The 18,578-nt window shown below is 62.5% G+C and carries 17 protein-coding genes and 1 pseudogene; 6 read left to right on the top strand and 12 right to left on the bottom strand.

Going from position 1 to position 18,578, the window contains the following annotated elements:
• Positions 1-17: 17 nt before the first annotated feature.
• The 4 genes from JOD47_RS12120 to JOD47_RS12105 all read right to left on the bottom strand — a co-directional run bounded on the left by JOD47_RS12120 (position 18) and on the right by JOD47_RS12105 (position 4,396).
• Entirely contained in the window at positions 18-386 is a 369-nt protein-coding gene (locus JOD47_RS12120) for a DoxX family protein (protein WP_204534598.1), read from the bottom strand.
• Positions 387-469: 83 nt separating this feature from the next.
• The gene (locus JOD47_RS12115) at positions 470-1,624 is read right to left on the bottom strand and encodes a Fic family protein (protein WP_204534597.1); all 1,155 of its coding nucleotides are present in this window, start codon (positions 1,622-1,624) and stop codon (positions 470-472) included.
• Between the two features lie 126 nt (positions 1,625-1,750).
• Positions 1,751-2,773: a 1-aminocyclopropane-1-carboxylate deaminase gene (locus JOD47_RS12110; RefSeq protein ID WP_204534596.1), complete on the bottom strand. Its 1,023-nt coding sequence runs from the start codon at positions 2,771-2,773 to the stop codon at positions 1,751-1,753.
• A gap of 153 nt (positions 2,774-2,926) precedes the next feature.
• On the bottom strand, positions 2,927-4,396 hold the full coding sequence (locus JOD47_RS12105; protein ID WP_204534594.1) for a DHA2 family efflux MFS transporter permease subunit: 1,470 nt from the start codon (positions 4,394-4,396) through the stop codon (positions 2,927-2,929).
• Between the two features lie 102 nt (positions 4,397-4,498).
• Here JOD47_RS12105 and JOD47_RS12100 point away from each other — a divergent pair, with 102 nt between their 5' ends.
• The 3 genes from JOD47_RS12100 (at position 4,499) to JOD47_RS12090 (ending at position 7,913) form a co-directional block, all read left to right on the top strand.
• Complete coding sequence (locus JOD47_RS12100) at positions 4,499-5,107, top strand: TetR family transcriptional regulator (protein WP_204534593.1); 609 nt, start codon at positions 4,499-4,501, stop codon at positions 5,105-5,107.
• Between the two features lie 146 nt (positions 5,108-5,253).
• A complete protein-coding gene (locus JOD47_RS12095; RefSeq protein ID WP_204534592.1) occupies positions 5,254-6,492 on the top strand; it encodes an AGE family epimerase/isomerase in 1,239 nt (412 codons plus the stop codon).
• Positions 6,492-7,913, top strand: coding sequence for a phosphomannomutase/phosphoglucomutase (locus tag JOD47_RS12090; RefSeq protein WP_239548092.1), 1,422 nt, complete (start codon positions 6,492-6,494; stop codon positions 7,911-7,913). The genes JOD47_RS12095 and JOD47_RS12090 overlap by 1 nt, the downstream gene beginning before the upstream one ends.
• Positions 7,914-7,952: 39 nt before the next feature.
• Here the strand turns inward: JOD47_RS12090 and JOD47_RS12085 are convergent, their stop codons facing one another.
• The 7 genes from JOD47_RS12085 to JOD47_RS12055 form a co-directional block, all read right to left on the bottom strand.
• Positions 7,953-8,696: a sulfite exporter TauE/SafE family protein gene (locus tag JOD47_RS12085; RefSeq protein WP_204534590.1), complete on the bottom strand. Its 744-nt coding sequence runs from the start codon at positions 8,694-8,696 to the stop codon at positions 7,953-7,955.
• Positions 8,696-10,135, bottom strand: a complete 1,440-nt coding sequence (locus tag JOD47_RS12080) for an NAD-dependent succinate-semialdehyde dehydrogenase (protein WP_204534589.1) — start codon at positions 10,133-10,135, stop codon at positions 8,696-8,698. The genes JOD47_RS12085 and JOD47_RS12080 overlap by 1 nt, the downstream gene beginning before the upstream one ends.
• Before the next feature lie 59 nt (positions 10,136-10,194).
• Positions 10,195-11,010: a carbohydrate ABC transporter permease gene (locus JOD47_RS12075; RefSeq protein ID WP_204534588.1), complete on the bottom strand. Its 816-nt coding sequence runs from the start codon at positions 11,008-11,010 to the stop codon at positions 10,195-10,197.
• 4 nt (positions 11,011-11,014) lie between these two features.
• Positions 11,015-11,980, bottom strand: coding sequence for a carbohydrate ABC transporter permease (locus JOD47_RS12070; protein ID WP_204534585.1), 966 nt, complete (start codon positions 11,978-11,980; stop codon positions 11,015-11,017).
• A complete protein-coding gene (locus JOD47_RS12065; protein ID WP_204534583.1) occupies positions 11,977-13,263 on the bottom strand; it encodes an ABC transporter substrate-binding protein in 1,287 nt (428 codons plus the stop codon). Before JOD47_RS12065 ends, JOD47_RS12070 begins: the two co-directional genes overlap by 4 nt.
• A gap of 66 nt (positions 13,264-13,329) precedes the next feature.
• Positions 13,330-14,214, bottom strand: a complete 885-nt coding sequence (locus tag JOD47_RS12060) for an aldolase (protein ID WP_204534582.1) — start codon at positions 14,212-14,214, stop codon at positions 13,330-13,332.
• A gap of 16 nt (positions 14,215-14,230) precedes the next feature.
• Positions 14,231-15,130, bottom strand: a complete 900-nt coding sequence (locus tag JOD47_RS12055; RefSeq protein ID WP_204534580.1) for a carbohydrate kinase family protein — start codon at positions 15,128-15,130, stop codon at positions 14,231-14,233.
• Positions 15,131-15,263: 133 nt separating this feature from the next.
• Here JOD47_RS12055 and JOD47_RS12050 point away from each other — a divergent pair, with 133 nt between their 5' ends.
• From JOD47_RS12050 to JOD47_RS12040, 3 genes are all read left to right on the top strand, one after another.
• Positions 15,264-16,403, top strand: a complete 1,140-nt coding sequence (locus JOD47_RS12050; RefSeq protein WP_204534578.1) for a Gfo/Idh/MocA family protein — start codon at positions 15,264-15,266, stop codon at positions 16,401-16,403.
• Between the two features lie 71 nt (positions 16,404-16,474).
• Positions 16,475-17,257 (top strand): DeoR/GlpR family DNA-binding transcription regulator, encoded by a 783-nt coding sequence (locus JOD47_RS12045; protein ID WP_204534576.1) that lies wholly within the window; start codon positions 16,475-16,477, stop codon positions 17,255-17,257.
• Positions 17,254-18,192, top strand: a complete 939-nt coding sequence (locus JOD47_RS12040; protein WP_204534574.1) for a 2-hydroxyacid dehydrogenase — start codon at positions 17,254-17,256, stop codon at positions 18,190-18,192. Before JOD47_RS12045 ends, JOD47_RS12040 begins: the two co-directional genes overlap by 4 nt.
• Here the strand turns inward: JOD47_RS12040 and JOD47_RS12035 are convergent.
• Positions 18,182-18,538, bottom strand: a pseudogene (locus JOD47_RS12035) (PALP domain-containing protein); the annotation flags it as partial. The gene JOD47_RS12040 and the pseudogene JOD47_RS12035 sit on opposite strands and share 11 nt — an antisense overlap.
• Positions 18,539-18,578 lie beyond the last annotated feature (40 nt).

Raw genomic sequence — 18,578 nt, 5'->3', positions numbered from 1 at the left:
CACCGCCGGCCGGTGCCTTACAGGGCCCACTCCGTGGAGCGTCCCCAGGCCACGAATAACGCGAGCAGCAGAGCCACGATGTTGATGGTGAAGCCCTTCTCGCCGCGCGAGATGTGGAACGCGATCGACAGGGCCATGATCAGCGCCAGTCCGATGGCCGCCGCCGGGATCAGAAACGTTGCTATCCGGAAGATGCCGGGAAGGATCAGCCCGAGGGCGCCGAGAATTTCAAACGTGCCGGCGGTGCGCGCATAGCCGGGTTTTTCCTCCGCCCAGGTGAGTCCCTGCGCAACGATTTTTTCGATCGGTTGGAAGGTTTTAGTGACACCGGCAGCGAGGAAGAAGATTGCCAGCGCACCGGCCACGATCCAAAGCGCAATATTCATGACTTCTCCTCGTGAAGCCCCGACAGGGTAAGCATGCGCTCATCCGGCGGCTTTGGCTATGGGTTTGAAGGCGAGAGACGGCCCTACCCGAAGTTCTCCCGAAGGATCGTTGGCAGGAAGCCGAGCTGATCGAGTTGACGGATAATGAAAGGAGTCAGATCGCCCGGAGCCATCACGAGTTGGTACGTCCGTTTGCCCTCGGCGACCGGTGAAAGCATGTGACGATCGAGGAGCCTTCGGATCTGCTGGCTACGTACGGCGGCCGAACCTGGGAATGCGGGCTCAAGATCAGCAGCCTTCACTTCTGTCTTCTCTGCGACGATCACCAGGGCCTTAGCTTCGCGGACAGAGAGATGCCCGGAATCCATCGCACGTCGAATCGCGGGACGCAACAGACTTTCAACTACAAAGTCGTTGTCGCTCAAGCGCTTCAGCCGCTCAAGATCGTTTCGCATTCCTTCCAGCAAATAGGTGCACCAGCGGACGATCGCACCCGGTTCCAAAGAATCCGCGTCTTCAAGATGCTGGTAGTACGACGACCTGTCAGCACCAAAGACCGCGGTCGGATTCAGCGTGCGGTAGCCGGCGGCTGCGGTGAAACCGAGACTTACCAGCATGGCGTAGGTGAAGAGCCGGCAGACGCGGCCATTACCGTTTCCGAACGGATGAATCCAGACAAAGCGATGGTGGGCAATGGCCGTCTTCAATAGGTCATAGCTCTGATCAACAGGACCATTAACGAAGTCAAGGAGTTCACTCATATCTCCCTGAATGGCGATATGAGACGGCGGGACGTGTTGCGATCCGCCGATCGTCACCCCACTGGTTCTGTAGGAGCCAGGCGTCTTGTCTCCTTCACGATCGAGTCCCGCAACTGCAATCTTGTGCAGTTCCCGAACCAGACCGTGGGTAATAGGAGTGCCGGGCTCAACAACGCGGTCAATGAAGGACGCTGCGTCTTGAAGTTGCACGATCTCCTTGACCCCCTCGGCATCTGAACTGCCGTGACGGTGTCCTTGTAAGGCAACGCCTTGGATTGCGTCGACTATTGACGTTCGGTTGCCCTCGATTCGTGCACTCATAATGCTCGTCATGAGCTGAAACAGCGCATTGAGCTGAATGAACACCGTAGGGTTGGTTGTTCCTGACCCGAGGTCGCCGCGCAAGCGCTCCAGATCGACAATCACTTTGGCGAGCGGGGAGCTAAACGTGAACTCCGGAAATTCAATGGGGCGCATGTCTGAAATTTATCAGGCTTCGGCCAACAATTAAGTTACCTTCGCTACTTCCCTTCTATTTGCCGGCACTGTGCACCCGGAAACTCCAACAACAATTAAGATCGTAGGCCGTGCGACTTTATTTTTTTAGCTTCGGAACAAGCCGCTGTAGGCGTTGAGTGCTGGCTGGCCGCCGAGGTGGGCGTAGAGCACATTACTGTCGGCCGGGATGTCCTTGCTGGCGACGAGATCGATCATGCCGGCCATGGACTTGCCCTCGTAGACGGGGTCGGTGATCATCGCTTCGAATGAGGCGCTGAGGCGCATGGCTTCGAGCGTGGAGTCCACGGGGACGCCGTAGAGGTCGCCGGCCCAGCCTTCGAGGACGGTAATCTCATCATCGCGCAGGTCGCGTTCGACGCCAATGAGGGTGGCGGTATTGCGGGCGATGCGCGCCACCTGGTCGCGGGTCTTGTCCAGGGTGGCGGAGGCGTCGATGCCGAGGACGCGGCGGGGACGTCCGCCGGCGTCCTCGAGAGCGGCGAAACCGGCGATCATGCCGGCGTGGGTGGAGCCGGTGACCGTGCACACCACGATGGTGTCGAAGAAGACGCCGAATTCCTTCTCCTGCTGCTGCACCTCGTGGGCCCAGTTGGCGAAGCCCAGTCCACCGAACTTGTGCTCCGAAGCGCCGGCCGGAATGGCGTACGGCTTGCCACCGGCTGCTTCCACCTCGGAGACGGCGTCTTTCCAGGAGTCGCGGATGCCGATGTCGAAACCGGCCGCATCGAGGCGCACGTCCGCGCCCATGAGCCGGGAGAGCAGGATGTTGCCCACGCGGTCGGTGAGCGGATCCGGCCAGTCGACCCAGTTTTCTTGAACCAGCAGCGCCTTCAGACCGAGCTTCGCGGCGACTGCAGCGACCTGCCGGGTGTGGTTGGACTGGTAGCCGCCGATGGAGACGATGGTGTCCGCGCCCTCCGCGAGGATGTCGGGGACGATGTACTCGAGCTTGCGGGTCTTGTTGCCACCGAACGCGAGGCCCGAATTCACGTCCTCCCGCTTCGCCCACAGCTGCGCGCCGCCGAGGTGCTTGCTGAGCCGCGGCAAGTGGTGCACCGGGCTGGGGCCGAAGGTGAGCGGATAGCGTTCGAAGTCCGTGATGGCCATGGGTCCTCGTTTTCTCGGTAGTGAGCCCCAGTCAATCACTACTCCCGGCCCCTGCGGGATGTCCCGGTTTGCTCACCTTTGGCACACAACAGCTCCGCTTCGAAGGCCCATCCACCTTTGCGGCAACGGATAGATGAGCAAACCGGAACGGGATCAGCCGCGAGCCCCGTTGTCCTTTACCCGCCGCACGAAGGGCGACATCACAACACCCACCAGCGCCAACACACCGCCGACGACGAACGCCGCCTGCGCGCCGGACGCCTGGGCCGCTCCTTCCGCCGCTCCCCCGGCTGAGGCAGTCGCGGCGCCCACCGTGAGGGCCGCAACGAGGATCGCGGTTCCCGCCGCGCCGGCGAGCTGCTGCAGCGTGTTCAGGCTGGCGCTGCCGTGGCCGTAGAGGTTGCGGGGCAGGGCGCTGAGCGCCGCCGTCATGAGCGGAGTCATGAGCATCGCCAGGCCAACGGAGAACATCACGTACATACCGCCGACCAGCGGCAGCGGTGTCTCGGCGTTCAGGGTGGAGAGCCACCACTGGCCGCCGGCGACCAGCAGCGCACCGGGGATCACCAGCGGGCGGGGGCCAACGGCGTCGTACAACCGGCCGATGATCGGTGAGACGATGCCCTGGATCAGGCCGCCCGGAAGCAGCAGCAGGCCGGTGGTCAACACGCTCGCGCCGAGGCCGGTCTGCAGATAGATCGGGAGGACGGTGACGGTGCCGATCATGGCCGCGAAGACCACCATCAGAATGGCCACGGAGACCCGGAAGTTATGCACGGCGAACGGGCGGAGGTCCAGCAGGGCGGAGTCGGAGGTGCGCTGCAGTCGAAGCTGGCGGCGCACAAACGCAGCAAGGGCTAGGACGCCGAGCACCAGCGCAGCGACCGGAAGCCACGCACCGTCGAGTACTGCGTCGATCGAGGCGAGCGCGTAGACGAGGCCGCCGAAGCCCATTGCGGACAGCACCACGGAGAGCGCGTCGAGCGGAGCCTTGCGCGTCTCGCCTCCCTTTCTCAGGAGCACCAGCCCGAGAACGAAGACGACGGCGATCACCGGCAGCATGAGCCCGAAGATCCAGCGCCAGCCGAGCGCGGAGACCACGACGCCGGACAGCGCTGGCCCGATGGCCGGCGCCACCGAGATGACCACAGAGTTCAGGCCCATGACCGTGCCGCGGTGGGCGGGTGCAACCGAGGTGAGCGTGGTGGTCATCAGTAGCGGCAGGATGATCGCGGTGCCGCCGGCCTGGATCACGCGGGCGATGAGGATGATACCGAAGGTCGGCGCGAGGGCGGCGAGCAGGGTGCCGGCGATGAACAGCAGGAGCGCCGTGGTGAAGAGGGTGCGCGTGGTGAAGCGCTGCAGCATGAACCCGGTGGTGGGGATGACCACGGCCATGGTGAGGAGGAACCCGGTAGTGAGCCACTGCACGGTGGTGGCGGTGACGGAGTACTCCTGCATGAGGTTCGGCAGGGCGACGCCCACCACGGTCTCGTTCAGGATCATCACGAACGCGGACAGCGCGAGCACCGCGATGATCGGCGCGACGCGGGTAGGTGCTTGAGGTTCGACGGCGGTGGCCAGGTGAACGGACTGGTCCTCGCGGACGGGAGATGGCGGCATGAACTACCTGTTTCTTATCGAAGGGTCGCTCGATAGTGTCACAATGTGCCATCTCGGCATAAGCTGACAATCCGGATTGTGTGCAGTTTCATAGGAGGACAAATGAACGACGACGGCGTCCCCTCCTTACGTGCACGACGGCGCCTCGACACTGAGCGGGAAATCCACCGGGCGGCGCTGGAGCTATTTGAGGAGCAGGGCATCCAGACGACGACGGTTCAGCAGATCGCCGACCGGGCCGGCGTCTCGTCGAGGACGTTCTTTCGATACTTCACGCGGAAGGAGCACGCGGCGTTGCCCGGGCAGCATCGGATGCTGGCGGGTGTGCGGGGGTTCGAAACGTCGGCTGCCAACCCTGCGGAGCTGTTGCGGGACATCGAAGCGATGGCCGAGTCCGTGATGGCGTTGGAGACCAGCGGGGACTACGGCGACCATGCGCGCGTAATGCGTCTCTTGGCAAAGGAACCGGAGCTTCTCGCGTTGGCAGCGGCGCAGGACCAGGTGCTGGCCGGCGAGTTGCGCGCCCGGATCGCATCTCAGGTTGAGGCCAAGGTCGATTCGCTGACCGTGTTGCTGCTGACCGAGGTGGCGGTTGCGGTGTGGCGTGCGTCGTGGGCGCGGTGGGGCGAACTCGCAGCGGGCGAGAAGGCGTATGACCCGGTGGAGGTGTATCGGGAGACCCGGGCTGAGTTGCGGCGGGTGGTCGGGTAGCGATGCGAATCCGCGGTGATGCTCCGTCTCTGCGCCACCATTCCGTGTCCGAATTCCAACTTTATCTGGTGGATTTCTGTCATCTGACGTTAAGATAGAAACGGGTCGCTGTTCAGTGGCTGCAAAAGCATCAGAGAGGACACACAATGACGTGGCTGAACAGTGCCGCCCACGCACGATGGCTCGAGGCGGAAACCGACCGGCTTTTCACATTCGCCGCGGGGTCCAAGGTGCCGACGGGGTTTGGTTGGCTCGACAACTACGGTGCCGTATCTCCTGACAAACCGACTCACCTCTGGATTACTGCCCGGATGATTCACAGCTTCTCGGTCGCCGCCCTGATGGGTCGTCCGGGTACTGCATTACTCGTCGACCACGGCATCGCCGCCCTCAACGGGGTCTTCCATGACGATGAATTCGGTGGTTGGTTTGCTGAAGTCGACGACAACGGACCGGTGAACGACATAAAGTCCGGTTACCAACACTCTTTCGTGCTTCTTGCAGCTGCCAGCGCTGTTGCTGCAGGGCGACCCGGAGCCCAAGACCTGCTCGACGAGGCTCTGCGTATCGCTGATACCAAGTTCTGGGACCACGAATCTGACATGTGTTTCGACTCATGGAACCGCGAATTCACGGAAACGGAGGATTACCGCGGCGGCAACGCGAGTATGCATTCCGTGGAGGCCTACCTCATCGTGGCGGATGTGACCGGGGAGAACCGATGGATCGAACGTGCCCTCCGAATCGCCGAGGTGCTCATCCACAACTTCGCGCGCAACAACAACTACCGGGTGTTCGAGCACTTCGACGCCGGGTGGAACCCGCTGCCTGAATACAACACCGATGACCGGGCCAGCCAGTTCCGAGCCTATGGCGGAACTCCGGGACACTGGATTGAATGGTCGCGGCTGCTCCTTCACCTCCGCGCCGGACTCGAGGCTCGCGGAATGGATGCGCCAACGTGGCTTCTTGAAGACTCGAAAGGTTTGTTCGACGCCACCATCCGCGATGCCTGGGAGCCGGACGGCCATCCTGGCTTTGTTTACTCGGTCGACTGGGACGGTAACCCCGTGGTGACTACCCGCATACGATGGGTTCCCGCAGAGGCAATCGGTGGTGCAGCAGCTCTATACAGTGTCACCGGAGATAAGAAGTATGCCGACTGGTATGAGCGCATTTGGGATCACGCCCGGGACTGGTTCATCGACTACGAGCACGGGTCCTGGAAGCAGGAGCTCGATGAGAACGGCGACGTCACCTCGACTGTGTGGTCGGGCAAGGCTGATGTCTATCACCTCTGGCACTGCCTCGTGATTCCGCGCCTTCCGTTGGCGCCTGGGCTTGCTCCGGCCCTCGCAGCAGGCCTTCTGGACGCCCACCTCTGATGCGAGTGACTAGCGACCCAACGACCGTTGACCTTTCGACGTCCTTCAAGGCGTACGACGTCCGCGGCATCGTGGGCGAATCCATCACTGCCGAGATCGTCGAAGCAGTGGGGGCCGCATACGTCGACGTTCTACAGCTTGAGGGCCAGACCATCCTGGTGGGCGGGGACATGCGTCCCTCCTCTCCCGAATACAGCAAGGCATTCGCTCAGGGAGCCGCGGTTCGTGGCGCCAACGTTGAACTGCTCGGTTTGATCTCCACGGATGAGCTGTATTTCGCTAGCGGCTTCCTGAATCTTGCGGGTGCTGTCTTCACCGCCAGCCATAATCCTGCGGGGTACAACGGCATCAAGATGACCAAGGCCGGCGCGGTGCCGATCTCTTCCGAGACTGGCCTTCGGGACATTCAACGGCTCGCAGAGCAGTACCTAAACACCGGTACGATCCCCGCCGCCGGCCGCCGCGGTGAGGTCGGTACGCGGGACGTGCTCAAGGATTACGCTGAGTACCTTCGGGGATTGGTAGACCTGTCCGGCTCACGGCCCCTGAAAGTAGTGGTCGACGCCGGAAACGGCATGGCCGGCCTTACCACCCCGGCAGTCCTGGGCGACGCACTGCTGCCCAAGCTTCCGTTCACGATCATTCCTTTGTACTTCGAGTTGGACGGCTCCTTCCCCAACCATCCAGCCAACCCGTTGGAGCCGGAGAATTTGAGAGATCTGCAGGCTGCGGTGGTCAAGCACGGTGCCGACATCGGTCTGGCGTTCGACGGCGACGCGGACCGCTGCTTCGTGGTGGACGAGAAGGGACAGCCAGTTTCACCGTCGGCCATCACCGGAATGGTGGCGCGGCGGGAGATCGCGCATGCGCAGGCGCAGGGAGAGAAAGTTCCGGCTGTCGTCCACAATCTTCTCTGCTCCCGCGCCGTCCTTGAGCTGGTGGAGCGCGACGGCGGGCGTGCCGTCCGCACGCGCGTGGGGCATTCCTTCATCAAGACGGTCATGGCAGAGGAAGGTGCGGTGTTCGGCGGCGAGCACTCAGCTCACTTCTACTTCCGTGACTTCTGGAACGCGGACACCGGCATGCTGGCCGCGATGCACGTCCTGGCTGCTCTCAGCGAGCAGGAAGCGCCCCTGTCCGAGCTTGGGCACGACTATGAGCCGTACGTCAGTTCGGGGGAACTCAACTCAGAGGTAGCGGACAAGGTGGCCTCCATTGAGCGTGTGCGGACGGACTTCGCTTACGACGACGTAGCCATCGATACCCTGGACGGCAGCACGTTCACTGCCAACGACGGCAGCTACTGGTTCAACCTGCGCCCGTCCAACACCGAGCCGTTCCTCCGCCTCAATGTTGAAGCCACGGACCGCAGGACAATGGAGAGTATCCGGGACCGGGTCCTGTCCATCGTGCGGGGCTAACCGGATGTCCGCCTCTTCCGGCGGACAACTACCCGCTCATCAGGAAAGTGCATCCAAGACTCCACGGCCTATGGTTGCCACCGCGCCGAGGTAGGCGAGGACGATGAGAACTATCTGTGCGGCTCGGGGTGAAACGCGTTTGGCGAAGATTTCTCCTATGGCGAGGCCAACAAGGCAGGCGAGGGAGATCGCCAGCCACATCTGCCAGGAAATGTCGGGGAATTCTGCGGGTGTCGTGGCTGCTTTCGCTGCCAGCGACAGGGATCCGATGGTAAAGAAGTAGGGCTGCATTGTTGCTGCGAACGAATGGTGTTCCCATCGGGTGGCCATGGAGTAGATGCTGACGGCGGGCCCTCCCACACCTGCGGAGGTGTTCATGAACCCACTGAGCGCGCCGGCGGTCCAGAGGTAACGCCTCTTGGGTTGGAGACGTGCCGAGCGCAGAGCCAGCAGGACCGTCAGCCCGGCTGCAAGGAGTACACCGATCCCTATTTGAAGCACAGCCGCCGGCACTACCCGCACAGCGAGGGAAGCAGGCACGATGCCGATGAGGGCGGCCATCGTCAGGATGGCGTAGGTACGCCAGTTGACCATGCGGAAAACCCTGAAGAAGATAGCCCCAGCCGTCACGGCGCCGCACAGGTTCACCAGGATGACGCCCTCAACCGGTCCAAGGAGAAGGACAAGGAATGGGGCTGCGACCAGCGCAAACCCCATTCCCGTGAAGCGCTGCATGCCGGCACCAACGACGACGGATGCCAGCACCAGAGCGCTTGTGGTCATTACGGTTTCCAGGCCACGTACTGGACTTCCTCGAATTCCTCCATTCCCAGATCGGCGCCTTCGCGTCCGAGCCCGGACTGCTTCATGCCGCCCATGGGTGCGAAAGCGACGGAGGGAAGGGGGTCATTCACTCCGACAATGCCGGCTTCGATTCGCCCTGGTAGTTCCCAGCCGCGTCGCGCGGATTTCGTCCACACGTAGGCTGCGAGTCCCATCTCGGTGGCATTCGCCTTCCGGACGGCGTCCTCTTCATCCGAGAAGGTGACGATCCCGGCGGCCGGCCCAAAGACCTCCTCCGTGACCAGCGGTGCATCATCGGGTACATCCGTGAGAAGTGTGGGGGCGAGGAATGAGCCGCCGGCTGGGATCTCGGTTCTCTGGGTGACGCGCCGGGCGCCGCGGTTCAGGGCGTCGTCGACCAGTGCCTGCACCGCCGACACCCGCTCGTCATCGATGAGGGGGCCCAGATCCGGCACGGGCGAGCCGTCGCCCGGAGCGCCGTGACCGATGGTGAGCGCGTCGAAGCGCTCCCCCAGGCGCTTGGCAAACTCCTCCGCGACTCCTTGCTGCACGAGGAAGCGGTTGGCGGCCACGCAGGATTGGCCGCTGTTGCGAAGCCGTCCGAGAACTGCGCCTTCTACCGCCAGGTCCAGGTCGGCGTCGTCGAACACAATGAATGGTGCGTTTCCTCCCAACTCCAACAGTGGACGGATGATGCGCCCGGCAGCCTGGCCCATGATCTGGCTGCCGACTCCCGTCGATCCGGTGAAGCTGACGGCTCTCACTGCCGGGTGCTGAAGGAGGGCAGCGGTGGTGGCCCGTGACGGGCCGTGGACGAGGTTGACCACACCGGCCGGGAAGCCCGCGTCGGTGAGCACTTCGAACAAGCCGGTTGCTGCTAGGGGAGCTTTTTCGGACACCCGACCGACAACCGTGCACCCGGCGGCCAATATGGCCGCGAGCTTGCGCGCCTGGATGGAGACCGGGAAGTTCCAGGGAGTCAGGCTCAGGACGACGCCGATCGGCCTACGGACAGACATGTGCCTCCGCCCGTGCAGTTCAGGAGGGCGGATGGTGCCGGTCGCGCGACGGGCTTCCTCTGCGAACCAGCGGAAGTACTCGACGGAGAAGTCAACTTCTCCCTGGGCTTCAGGCAACCTTTTCCCGGCCTCCATCGCCAGGACGGAAGCCAGTTCGTCCCTGCGCTCCGCCAGGAGGTCGGCTGCTTTGCGGAGGAGATCTCCTCTTTCCCGTGCTGTGGTTCTGGACCAGGCGGGGAAAGCCTCTGCGGCCGCGTCAGCGGCGGCTTCGGCGTCCTGCGCCGAACCCCAGGCGACTTGTCCGATGACAGCGCCGTTACCGGGATCGATGACGTCCCTGGTCTCGTCGCTGCCGTACCAGGTGCCGTTGACCAGGTGCTGGGCTTCTTTCAGGTTCACGTGTCATTCCCTTTCCTACAGGTGAGTTTTTGGCGCTTTTGGCGGTTAGTCCGCCGTCGTCATCCCTTGTTTGCCCCGGCAGTGATTCCGGCGACGAAGTAGCGCTGCAGGAAGATGTAGGCAACGACAACGGGCAGCGAAGCCATGATGACGCCGGCGAACAGGAGCGGGTAGTCGGTCTGGAACTCACCTTGGAAGCTCAGCAGCGCCAAGGGAAGGGTGCGGTTCTCGGGCGATTGGATGAACAGCAGCGGATACAGCAGTTCGTTCCAGTGGATGACGAACAGGAAGATACCGGCAGCTGCCAGGGACGGGGCCGAGAGCGGCATGGCTATGGACGCATAGGTACGCCAGGGGCTCGTTCCGTCGATGGCGGACGCTTCGTACAGCTCGCGCGGAAGAGTCCGCATGAAGCCGCCCAGAATGAACACCGCGATCGGGAGCGTTGAGACGACGTTGGCCAGAACCAGGCCGAGCAGGGTGTCCAGCAGCCCCATCCGCTGGAACAACACGTACAGCGGCACCATGTTTGCCTGCGCTGGGATCGCCATGCCGAGCACGAGGAAGCCGAAGATTGCCCAGGACCAGAATCCCCTCATCCTGGCGACTGCGTACCCGGCCAGGCTCGCGAGAAAGAGTGTGATGGGTACCGAACAGGCTGAGACGATGACGCTGTTCATGAAGGACCGGCCAAGGTTCTGGCCGCCAAGAACTTCCACGTAGGCATCGGGTGCCAACGACTGGGGGAAGCTGAACGGTCCGTCGAACAGTTCCTGTGTCGACTTGAAGCTGCCGAAGATCACCACGGTGAGCGGGACGATGATGATGATGGCGTAGACCGCGAGGAAGCCGCGGCGGGTGAGTGAGGTGAGCATGCCGTTACTCCTGTTTCTGGGTGAGCCGGAGCACTCGCCGCTGCAGCCAGGTCACGAGCGCGATCAACGCCATGAAGATGATGGATTGTGCTGCCGCGTATCCAAACTCAGCGTTGGCGAACGAGCTGTAGATACGGGTGGAAAGGATGTCCAGTGAGGCCTTCGGCGGATTCCCGGCAATACCCAGAATCAAATCGAATGCCTTGAAGGACTGGATCGTCGTGTAAGCCACCACGATCGCAGTTGCCGGGGCAACCAGCGGCCACGTTATCGAGGTGAATTGCTGCCACTTCCCTGCGCCGTCGATCTCGGCGGCTTCATACAGTTCGCGGGGTATTCCCTGCAGACCGGCGACAAACACGACCATCATCTGGCCGGCGTGGAACCACACCTGGGTCGCTGCAACCCAGTAGAGGGCCTGTGCGTCGTCACCGAGGTAGGAACCCTGCAAGCTGTCCAGGCCGACGGCGCCAAGCGTTGAGTTCGCGAGACCGAAATTCGGGTCGTAGATGAACTTCCAGATGAACGCTACGGACACCGAGGAGAGGATGGTCGGGAAGAAGAACAAAGCCCGGAGCAGGATGCTTCCCCGGCTGTTCTTGGTGAGCATCATCGCGAGGACCAATGAGACGACCGTCTGGAAGATCACCACCACGAGCATGAACTTCAGGTTGTTCGCCAGAGCATTGGTGAACAACGAGTCACCCGTGAAGGCGCGGACGAAGTTATCCAGGCCGACGTAATTGAAGGCGGCCGAGAATCCATTCCAGTCAGTAAGGGCATACTGGAAGGCCTGCAGGGTCGGCATGACCAGGAACACCAGGGTGACGGCGATGGCCGGCAGCGGGAACAGGTAGAGCGCGGGACTGACGCGTGTCGGCGACTTCCGTTTCTTCTGATCGTGTGGGGGCGAGGCCTTGCTCCGGCGCGATTCGCTGGCCGGCTTGGCGCCTCCGATGCTGACGCTCATACTCGTTCATCCACAATCTGTTGTGCTTCAGCTGCCGCCTGTTCCGGGTCCGTACCGGCGATAACGGCTGTGGCGCTCGCCTCGACTGCGTTGCGGACATCGAGGTTCTGGAACTGGAAGCGGGGCGCCAGCGCCGTCTTCTTCTCGAGCCACGGGCTGAGCTTCTGCAGATCCTCGTTGGTGTACTCGACGCCGGCTACCGCGACGTGCTGTGCGGTTTCGTTCGCGTAATAGCCCGCATTTTCCGGATCTGACAGGAAGTTGACCCATTCCATCGCTGCAGGCTGATTGTCGCTGTCGGCGTTGACGCCGAGGATGAAGGTTGCGTTGTACACACCTTCATACTTCGACGTACCGCCAGTGGAGGTGTTGGGGAAGATCAGCTCCATCGGGAACTCGGCTCCCAGGTCGCGGACTGCTGCCAGGTGGTACGAGCCGGTCGCCAGCATGGCGGCATCGCCCCGGGAAAAGAGGCTCTGGGCCGGTTCCACCGCAGTTCCCGTTGAGTTGGGCTGCAGGTAAGGAATGAGCTGTTGGTACTGCCTGAGCATTCCGATGTACCAGTCATCGGTGAGCTTTAGCGTGCCCTGCTCGATCTGGGTGCCCATGTCATCTGCCGGGGCAACGTTGATAATCATGCAGTTGAACAGCTGGCCGCCATTGCCGACGTCGCCGCCGGGCCAGGAGATGGGGACAACTCCGGCTGACTTGAGTGCCTCACAGGTACCGAGGAAGCCGTCCCAGTCCTTGGGTGCGATATCAGCACCCGCCCGGTCGAAGATGTCCAGGTTGATCAGCGGCATGGGGAACACCACCTGATAGGGAAGACCGAACTGCGCGTCTTCCGACTTTCCGGCGGCCAGGAGGTCGGGCTCGTACTGCGCTGCGGCAGGGCTGTCGGTGAGGTTGGTATACAGACCGGCTTCCACGAAATTCGAGAACTGGGATCCACGGAAGGAAGCGAAGGCGTCACCGATGGAGGCGCCGCGAAGTTTCTGCAGTCCCTGGGCGTTGTAGTCGTTCGAGGTTGAGATGTTCTGGGTGAGGGAGACACCAGAGTTGGCGGAAGTGAACCGCTTGATCAGCTCGTCGAATACCTCCTTGTCCTCTCCACGCCAGTGCGCGAATGAAACTTCGCCGGTAATTTCCCCTGTTGCGGGTGCTGCGACGCTATTGGGTGCGGCCGGCGCCGTTCCGCCGGGCCCGGCGCAGGAGGCCACTGCCGCCCCCATGCCCAAGGCTCCGAATAGTCCGAGTGCCTGCCGGCGCGAAATGTGATCCACGGTGTTCTCCTCTTTGAGTTCGGCTGGTTGTGCTGATGTGAATGGGGTCGAAGTGTTGCCGGGTGACTACGCTGTCGTTTTCTGGGCTGAGACAACCTCGTCAACCACATCGCAGAGGCGCTGCAGCCGGCGGACGGCGTCCGTGGAGAGTGACTCCACCAGGTCAGGGGAACCGATGCAGGACGCCCACACGGCGCGTCCGGACAGGAATCCGCTGGCACCTTCCAGGCAGGCCCACCGCACGGCGTCGGGGAAGACCTCCTCCGGCACTCCGGAGGAGAGGACCACCCATGGTCCGTCGATAGCCTGTGTGAGTTCGGCGCACGCTGCACGAACCTCAGCTTCGGAAGCCAGACCCTTGAACGGGACCTCGGCCTTGTACAGGTCGGCACCCAGGCTGCCCAACTCCTTCGCGGCGGCCAGGATTCCGGCGTTCCAGTCGAAATCGCCGCCGGCGAGGGGCTTACGCGAGACCGGTTCGATGATGCTGATCAGTCCAGCTGAATGGCAAGCCTCAACGAACTCGCGCACCATCGCGACCCTGCCTTCGGCGGGCTCGTCCGGACGGTAAAGCACCAGCAGTTTGAGTGCCTTTGCGCCGAGGGCAGCGTACTTGGAGGGATCCACCAGCCGGTCGATGGTAACTTCGCCGACGAGTTCGCCGTGTGCGGGCTCGAAGTGGTCGGCGGAGGCGATCAGCCCGCAGTTGAAATCCACCACGCCGGCCTCGATGGCCTGGTCCAGGGCGAACTGCCGATCGATGAGGACGCCGGAGGCGTAGGGCGTGAGGATGCGCGCGGCTTCAAGTTTGAAGTCGCGGAGGTCATCGTCCGTCACGGGCTGATCGGTGTGCTCGGCGAACATGTTTCGCATGGCTTCCCGCTGGTCTACGGCGAGCATGGCGAAGGCACCTGACGGGCGCTGAAGGGGAGAAAGATCGGTTGTGCTCATGGGCTGCTTCTTTCAGCTAGGCGGTGGTGTGTGCGGATAGAAATTCGGGGAGGGCCTGGCGCGGTATCTTTGAGCGCCCGTCCAGGCCGGCGCAGGATGCGGAGGCAGTGCGGCCTGCAAAGCGGGCTGCTTCCACGAGGGACAGTCCGCCCGCGACGGCGGCGAGGATGGCTCCGTGGTAGACGTCGCCTGCACCAAGGGTGGAAACGATGTCCGCGGGAGTAGCGGGGACGTGGACCGGGTCACCGCCGCGTTCCATGACCCAGGCGCCCTCCGAGCCGGCGGTCGCCACAACGGCCGTAGCGCCGTCGTCGATGGCCTTTTGCAGGAGCGCTTGGGGAGCAAGGTCGTCCCCGTACTCGGCGCGGAGGCGTTCGAGCGTGGGAACGTAGAGTGCAACGCCCTTGGGGCTGAAGGAGGAAATGGGGTTTCCGGCGTCCACACTGATACGCAGATTGGGAACGTTCGCGATGCTGTTCCAGCCCAGGTGGTCAACGTGGACCCAAGCGGCAGTGCTCAACAAGTCGTGAAAGCGACTGCCTGCGGGAAAGCTGACCGGGGGTACGGGCCGGGTGACGATTGCCCGGCTTTCGGTGGCCCGGCTCACCACGATCACGCTGGCACCGGTTTTGACGTTGGCGTCCCGGATAACGGCTGACGTGTCGACGCCTTCAGATTCGAGTCCGCTGATGATGCGGTCTCCTTCTTCGTCTGTACCGACAACACCGGCGAAAGCAGTCTGGGCGCCAGCGCGGGCTGCGGCTACTGCTGCCGTGGCTGCCGGACCGCCGCCGGCAGTCGAGAAGTCTGAAGCAATGGTGCGGCTGTCAGCGGTCGGGTATTCCTGCACCAGGGCGATGGAGTCAAAAGTGGCGCATCCTACGAAGAGCAGGGTTCCGGATGACGATGGGGGCACGTTCCACCTCGTTGTAGGTTCGGCTGATATTGAGAAAATATACACACGCTATGTGTGAAAAACAACACATTCGGTATAGTGATGTTGGGGATGCAACGATTCCCCTACTCAACGTAGAGAAATGGAGCAGCACATGTCTTTGCCTGCGGAAACGGTCCGAACAATTCGTTACGGCCTTATCGGAGCCGGTCACATGGCCCGCGAGCATGTCCGGAACCTCGCCCTGATCCCGGGAAGCCGGATCACTGCCGTCTCCGATCCCACGCCGTCTTCCCTGGAAGAGACTGCAGCTGAGATCGGCTACGACGTCCACACCTTCCCCACGCATCAGGAACTGCTGGCTTCTGGACTGGTGGACGCCCTTGTCATTGCCAGCCCCAATGACACGCACCTGCCCATCCTGAAAGACATCTTCAGCAGCGGCACCGACTTGCCCGTACTGGTGGAGAAGCCGGTATGCACCACCGCGGAGCAAGCTGATGAACTGGAAAAGTTGGCCGCGAATTACCCGGCGCCTGTGTGGGTTGCCATGGAGTACCGCTACATGCCGCCGGTCCAGGAAATTATCCAGGCTGCGCACGAGGGGAAGCTCGGCAACATTCACATGCTGTCCATCGTCGAGCACCGGTTCCCATTCCTGCATAAAGTGGACGCCTGGAACCGCTTCGCCGAACGCACCGGCGGCACGCTGGTGGAAAAGTGCTGCCACTTTTTCGATTTGATGCGCCTGATCCTGCAGGACGAGCCCACCCGCGTCTATGCCAGCGGCGGCCACGATGTTAACCATATGGACGAGGTGTATGACGGCCGCGTCTCGGACATGATCGACAACGCCTACGTGATTGTCGATTTCAAGGGCGGCAAGCGTGCGATGTTGGAGCTTTCCATGTTCGCTGAAGGGTCGAAGTTCCAGGAACGTATCTCGATCGTCGGTGATGCGGCCAAGATCGAAACACTCATTCCGGTGGCGGGCAGCCACTGGATCGAGGGCGATGAAGCCGAGGCCACCGTGGAGTTCAGCCCGCGCTCACCGCTGGGACCTGAGAAGCACGAAGTGCCGGTTGATGAAGCGGTGTTGGCAGCGGGCGCCCACCATGGCTCCACTTACTATGAGCACCTCGGCTACCGTAAGGCGATCCTGGGAGAGGGCCCGGTAGATGTGACCGTCGCTGACGGCCTGCAGTCTATGCGTATGGGTCTTGCTGCAGAACAGTCCATTGTCGAGGGACGCCCCATTGAGCTGCTGAGCGCGACTGTTGGTGCTCGAAAGTAAGTAGTCTTGTGTTGGAAATACAACACTCCGCCAAGTCGATGGTCGGCTCAGACGGCAGGAAAGAGGGGGCCATGAGCATCGCACGAGAAGAGGTGCCGCTGACACCTCGTCAGCGAACCATCCTGGATGAGTTGGGCCGAAAAGGATTCATTTCCACCGCAGACCTGGCGGGCACTTTTGCGGTGTCGGACATGACAATCCGCCGTGACACCCGGGCACTGTCCAATCTGGGGCTGGTCAGGGTGGTTCACGGCGGAGTCAGTGCCGTTCAGGGCCACGGCCAGAACGCTGACTTCGCGGCGAGGATCCAGGAGGACGCCGCCGCAAAGCAGCGTGTGGCCAGAGCCTGTGTAGACCTCATCGGGGAACGTGACGCGGTCATCCTGGATGCCGGAACAACTGTTTACCAGATTGCACAGGAGCTACCCGTGTCCTTCATGGGTACCGTGATTACCCATTCTGCGCCGGCTATTCAAAGGTGTTTGCAGCTGACTTCTGCACGCACTATCTGCCTGGGCGGTGAACTGTTGCTGGACAGCCAGGCGTTCAATGGGCCCATGACGGTCAGCGCCGCCGAAGGACTCCGGGCAAGGACGGCGTTCATCGGGGTCAGCGGCATCCATGATGAGGCGTTCTATATCGAACGCGATGTGGAGCGAGCAACCAAGCTTGCGCTGATGGCTTCCGCCGAGCAGGTCGTGGTGGTTGCCACACATCAAAAAATGCTGCGGTACGCACTGGCTAAGTTGGCGGCCTTTGATGCGGTAGACGTCCTTGTGACCGATTCTCCGCCTCCGCCGGAAATCGAGGCAGCGCTGAGGGCAGCCGACGTGCGGTTGATAGTGGCGGCATGACGGCCCTCTTGCGGGTGTGCCTTCCGGACAAGAGGTTACTGGAAGCGCTGGAGCCCATGGACGGCGTCGAATTCATCCTGTGGGACCTGAGCGGCCCCGCGCCCGAGGGACGGCTGGACCTGTTGGTCCCCGTCTACATGAGTAAGCCGCAGACGCTCGCCGCACTGGCGGGAATAGACGTAGGGCTGGTGCAGAGTCAGTCGATCGGGTACGACGGCGTCGGGCCATATCTTCCCGAAGGTAGCGTTTTCGCCAATGCGGCCGGGGTTCATGAGCCTTCAACGGCGGAGCTTGCCTTGGGCATGATGATCGCCAGCCAGCGTGGAATTCCTGACTTCGTCCGCAGTCAGGCCGCGGAAACGTGGGATAACAGCCAACGCCCGAGCCTGGCCGATCGCCGCGTGTTGCTGGTGGGATACGGAGGGGTGGGCAAGGCCATCGAGGCCCGCCTGCTGCCATTCGAAGCGGAGATCACCCGGATGGCAAGCCGTGCCCGTGAAGACGAAGCGGGGATCATTCACGGTATCGATGCCCTTCATGAACAGTTACCGCTACACGAGATCGTTGTAGTTAGCGTTCCACTGAGCGAGCAGACTGAACGGCTGATAGACGCCGAGTTCCTGGCCGCGATGCCCGACGGCGCCCTACTGGTGAATGTAGCGCGAGGCGCCGTCGCCGACACCGACGCCCTGGTAGCCGAGACGTCTTCCGGACGACTTCGTGTAGCCCTGGACGTCACGGACCCGGAGCCCCTGCCACCTGACCACCCGTTGTGGAGTACACCCGGAGTGTTGATTACCCCGCACGTCGGCGGAGCCAGCTCTGCGATGTTCCCGAGGGTTGTTCGGCTGATCAAGAAGCAGATCGGCCTGCTGCGTGAAGGCGAGGAGCCCGCGAACGTGGTGCTCGAGGGGCCGTCGTCTCTTAGCTCCTGAAGAGGCCGCTGTAGGCGTTGAGCGCGGGCTGACCGCCGAGGTGGGCGTAGAGCACGTTACTGTCGGCCGGGATGTCCTTGCTGGTGACGAGATCGATCATGCCGGCCATGGACTTGCCCTCGTAGACGGGGTCGGTGATCATCGCTTCGAGTGAGGCGCTGAGCCGCATGGCTTCCAGCGTGGACTCGACCGGGATGCCGTAGAGGTCGCCGGCCCAGCCTTCGAGGACGGTGATTTCGTCGTCGCGCAGGTCGCGTTCCAGGCCGATGAGGTTGGCGGTATTGCGGGCGATGCGAGCCACCTAGTGGCGGGTCTTGTCCAGGGTGGCGGAGGCGTCGATCCCGAGCCGCGGAGCTGTTTAAGGTTGCCCGGAGCACGGTGAACCG

This window comes from Arthrobacter tumbae, assembly GCF_016907495.1.
Taxonomy (GTDB): Bacteria; Actinomycetota; Actinomycetes; order Actinomycetales; family Micrococcaceae; genus Arthrobacter_D; species Arthrobacter_D tumbae.
The sequence above is the reverse complement of the archived record's forward strand: the minus strand, read 5'-3'. Positions and strand labels throughout refer to the sequence as shown.